The 4,172-nt window shown below is 64.3% G+C and carries 2 protein-coding genes; one reads left to right on the top strand and one right to left on the bottom strand.

The window, feature by feature from the left end; all coding sequences use genetic code 11:
- Positions 1–124: 124 nt before the first annotated feature.
- Complete coding sequence (locus tag Q673_RS24415; protein ID WP_023005295.1) at positions 125–2,200, bottom strand: autotransporter outer membrane beta-barrel domain-containing protein; 2,076 nt, start codon at positions 2,198–2,200, stop codon at positions 125–127.
- A 368-nt stretch (positions 2,201–2,568) separates the two neighbouring features.
- Between Q673_RS24415 and Q673_RS24410 the strand changes: the two genes are divergently transcribed.
- Positions 2,569–3,735 (top strand): nucleotide sugar dehydrogenase, encoded by a 1,167-nt coding sequence (locus tag Q673_RS24410; protein ID WP_023005294.1) that lies wholly within the window; start codon positions 2,569–2,571, stop codon positions 3,733–3,735.
- Positions 3,736–4,172 lie beyond the last annotated feature (437 nt).

Raw genomic sequence — 4,172 nt, 5'->3', positions numbered from 1 at the left:
GTCAATCCATGATGTCTACTAGAGAGCCGTCATTTCCATCACGCCAGTCAGCGATGAACCCAAAAAAGGGGCGCGTCGCCGCGCGACACGCCCCAGGTTGCAGTACCACGATCCGACTGCTGCCTCAGAACTGCTGGCGGAACTGCAGCATCACACCGTACTCATCGTAGTCGCTATGGCCGAAGATGGTATCGGCATTGAATGCCAGGCTTCGGTTGCCGCCGATCTCCTGCATCAGGCCCACGCTGAGGCGTCCGTAGTTGTCATCGGGCCGTGGCACCTCCACGGTGAAGACGTCGTTAGGCGAGACGGCGAAGGCCGAGTTGACGGCGGTGGAGTCGTCCTTGAACTCATGCTCCCAGGCCACGGCGGCGGTGGCGGTGGTGTTGTCGGCCACCTCATAGGCCGCGCCCAGGCCCATCTCCCAGTTCACGGACTCGAGTCGGGTATCCTCGATCCGCAATGCCGCGGTGCCGCCGGACTCGGTGAAGCCATCCATATCGACGTTCTGGTAGTTCAGATAGACGAAGGGCTGCACGGCGAACTTCGCGGTGACCGGGATATCACGCAGCATGCCCAGCGAGGCGAAGGTGATATCGGCATCGGTGCTGCCGCTCACCCGGCCGACACCGGTGTCACGGTCGGCGTCGATATCCATGCGGCTGTAGCCCAGGCTGGCCTCGAGATAGACGTTGGGGATCAGCTCATGGCTGCCGTAGAGGTTGAGGCCGTAGCTGTCGCTGTCGGTGCCGCCCGCCCCCAGGTCGTAGTCGGCGTCGCTGTTGGCATAGTGCAGGGCCACGCCCGCCTGGGTCTTGTCGTCGAAGTACTTGTCGACGCCGCCCACCAGGGTATAGGTGTCGCTGTCGTAGCCGCTGGTGCTGTCGTTGCCATCGAAGTCGCCATCCGTGTAGTGGCCGCGCAGGAAGTAGCCGAAGCCATCGCGGTCGGCCGAGGCCGCCCCGCCCCGCAGCTGCTGAGACGCCTCGATCTGACGGTTGGTCAGCGCCACGTTGCCGTCGTAGTAGTCCATCACCTCCACGTTGGCCACGTTGGTGCCGGCCTGGCGCAGCGTCGCCATGCGCTTGCGCAGGGTGCGCATCACCATGCGGCCGTTGTTCAGCGCACCCTGTAGCATCTGGCTGACCTGGTACTGGGTCAGTTTCTGCTGCTGGGCCACGCTAACCTGCTGGCCAAGGTTCTGCACGTTCGAGTTCTGGCTGGAGGCGATGGCCGCACACACCTGGGCCGCCGCGCCGCTGGCGGCCGCACAGTTGATGCCGATCAAGACGCCGCCGCCTCCGGGTCCGCCTGCGCTGGCGGTGATGCTGGCCACCAGCTGGGCGAGGGCGCCGGAGAGGGCACCCAGCTTGGCCGGGTCGGTATAGACGGTACGCAGCGCATCGATGTCGATCACGATGCCACCGGTCTTCAGGGCGACCTCGGTGTAGTCCGCCTGGGTGTTGCTGCTGGCGCTGCCGTACTGGAAGCCCGTCTTCTTGACGATGGTGCCATCGGGCTGCTGCACATAGGCGGTGCCGGTGGCCGGGTCATCGCCCACGATGGCGATGGCGGGGTTGCCGTCGGCATCCATGAAGCGCTGATTGACCACCGCGTGGACCGTGGTTCCGGTCCGCTGCAGTTCGCTCTCGATATAGGCCTTCTCCAGCTCGGTCATGCCCTGGGGCAGGTGGCCGGTCTGCAGGTTGCTGGTGTCGTTGTCGCGATCCTCGTCGGTGATCAGCATGATCGCCTTGCCCACCGAGGAGCGGAAGGTGTAGTTGCGGAAGGTGTAATCGATGGCACGATAGCCATCCTCGGTGCTGCCGCTGGTGGTGAGCTCGGGGGTGGTGTTGTCGAAGTCCTGGGCGCTGCCCCAGACGTCGTCGGGATTACGTTTCAGCCAGAAGTGACGGTAGAGGGCGCGACCGGCCTCTTGGCCGGCTTCGTTGGGCGTGGCGGCCGCGGAGGCGGCACCGAAGCCCACCAAGCCGTACTGGTTCAGGGTGACGCCTTCGTTGTTCAGGAACTGGTCCAGGTTGTCGACGTAGGTGCCGATGAACTGGTTGTGCTCGCCGGCCATGGAGCCGGACTCATCGATGACCACCGCCATGTCCAGGGAGGTGACGGCCTGCTGGGCATGGGCGGCGCCTGCCATGGCCACGCCGGCAGCGATCAGGGTGGGCTTGAGCAGCTTCATGTTGTTGTTCCCCTGCTGGCGACAGGTTCGGCTTCTCGTGAGCCGAATCCGTGTCGCGTTGGTTGCGGATGAGGCGTGGCGGGCAGTTTTTCTTCGCCTGGGCCTGCGGATCCCCTTCGCGGCACACTGCGTTACGCTCCGTCACGCCCTTTTAAACTATGCAACATTGTCATCATGCGCCACCGGCAAAACGCTTGGTGGCGTGTCATCCATGGATTACAAGGCGCCTGGCCAGGGGGATCGCTCCCCCTTTCGGATGCCATGGTGCGGTATCACGGGTCCCGGTGCCGCGCCGGGCGACAGCACCCATCGTGGCCCCTATAATGCGTCCCGACTTCTCTCAACGGCCTCGACTGAAAGGATTCACCATGCAGATCGCCATCGCCGGCACCGGCTACGTCGGGCTCTCCAACGCCATGCTCCTCGCCCAGCACAACCAGGTGGTGGCGCTGGATATCGTTCCCGAGAAGGTCGAGGCGCTCAATGCGGGGCGCTCGCCCATCGAGGATGCCGAGATTAGCGACTTCCTCGCCCACCGCGAGCTCGACTTCACCGCCACCCTGGATCGCGAGCTGGCCTATCGCGACGCCGACCTCGTGCTGATCGCCACCCCCACCGACTACGATCCCCAGACCAACGTCTTCGACACCACCAGCGTCGAGGCGGTGATCCAGGACGTGATGGCCATCAACCCCGGCGCCCTGATGGTGATCAAGTCCACCGTGCCGGTGGGCTACACCGTGGAGGCCAGCCGGCGCTTCGGCACCGAGAACCTGCTCTTCTCGCCGGAGTTCCTGCGCGAGGGCAAGGCGCTCCACGACAACCTGCACCCCTCGCGGATCATCGTCGGCGAGCGCTCCGAGCGTGCCGAGGCCTTCGCCTCGCTGCTCAGGCAGGGTGCCGAGAAGACCGATATCCCGGTGCTCTTCACCAACAGCACCGAGGCCGAGGCGATCAAGCTGTTCGCCAACACCTACCTCGCCATGCGGGTGGCCTACTTCAACGAGCTCGACACCTACGCCGAGAGCCACGGCCTGGATACCCGCCAGATCATCGAGGGGGTGGGGCTGGACCCGCGCATCGGCACGCACTACAACAACCCTTCCTTCGGTTACGGCGGCTACTGTCTGCCCAAGGACACCAAGCAGCTGCTGGCCAACTACCAGGACGTGCCCAACAACCTGATCCAGGCGGTGGTGGACGCCAACCGCACCCGCAAGGACTTCATCGCCGAGCAGGTGCTGGCCCGCCGGCCGAGGGTGGTGGGCATCTACCGGCTGATCATGAAGGCCGGTTCCGACAACTTCCGCGCCAGCGCCATGCAGGGGGTGATGAAGCGCCTCAAGGCCAAGGGCATCGAGGTGATCGTCTTTGAACCGGTGCTGGAGGAGGCGACCTTCTTCGGCTCCCGCGTCATCCGTGACCTCGCCGCCTTCAAGGCCGAGGCCGATGTGATCCTCTCCAACCGCATGGCAGCGGCGCTCGAGGACGTGGCGGAGAAGGTCTACACCCGGGACCTGTTCGGCAGCGACTGAGGCAGGCTCGGCGAGGTGGTGAGTGAGAGTCTTCCTCATTGATCCACTGTGGCACCGCCGTTGTGGAGGGCGAATGCTGGCTGTATGCTTCATCAGCCAAGTTGCCTTAGCCTCTGCCTACTGGTTACCGGCCATCCGATTCGAGGAGTGGAGCGGCCCGGCGCAGCTGCGTAGAATACTGTGACCGAGGCTCCAGGGTGCTGCAGGCGACTGGGGCCTGGGTTATCACTGATATTTTCAAGGGCCAGGGACCCCGCCCGGAGGCAATCCTCGGGCGGTAGCGTGCCCAGGAAAAACGCATGAAAAACCGCTCTACGACGGGCTTCGTAGCGCCAGGGAAAACGCACGACAAACCGCTCTAGGACGGGGCTTGTAGGGCTTTACCGATAGGAGCTGCTGTGGTCATCTAATAGCTGTGGCTAATGGATGGCCCCATG

The organism is Halomonas sp. PBN3 (genome assembly GCF_000475415.1).
GTDB classification, from domain to species: Bacteria; Pseudomonadota; Gammaproteobacteria; order Pseudomonadales; family Halomonadaceae; genus Halomonas; species Halomonas shengliensis.
The sequence above is the reverse complement of the archived record's forward strand: the minus strand, read 5'-3'. Positions and strand labels throughout refer to the sequence as shown.

What these genes read in the sequence shown, in the direction of transcription:
- Q673_RS24415 (WP_023005295.1), bottom strand. Translation starts at nt 2,200, where the DNA reads ATGAAGCTGCTCAAGCCCACCCTGATCGCTGCCGGCGTGGCCATGGCA.
- Q673_RS24410 (WP_023005294.1), top strand. Translation starts at nt 2,569, where the DNA reads ATGCAGATCGCCATCGCCGGCACCGGCTACGTCGGGCTCTCCAACGCC.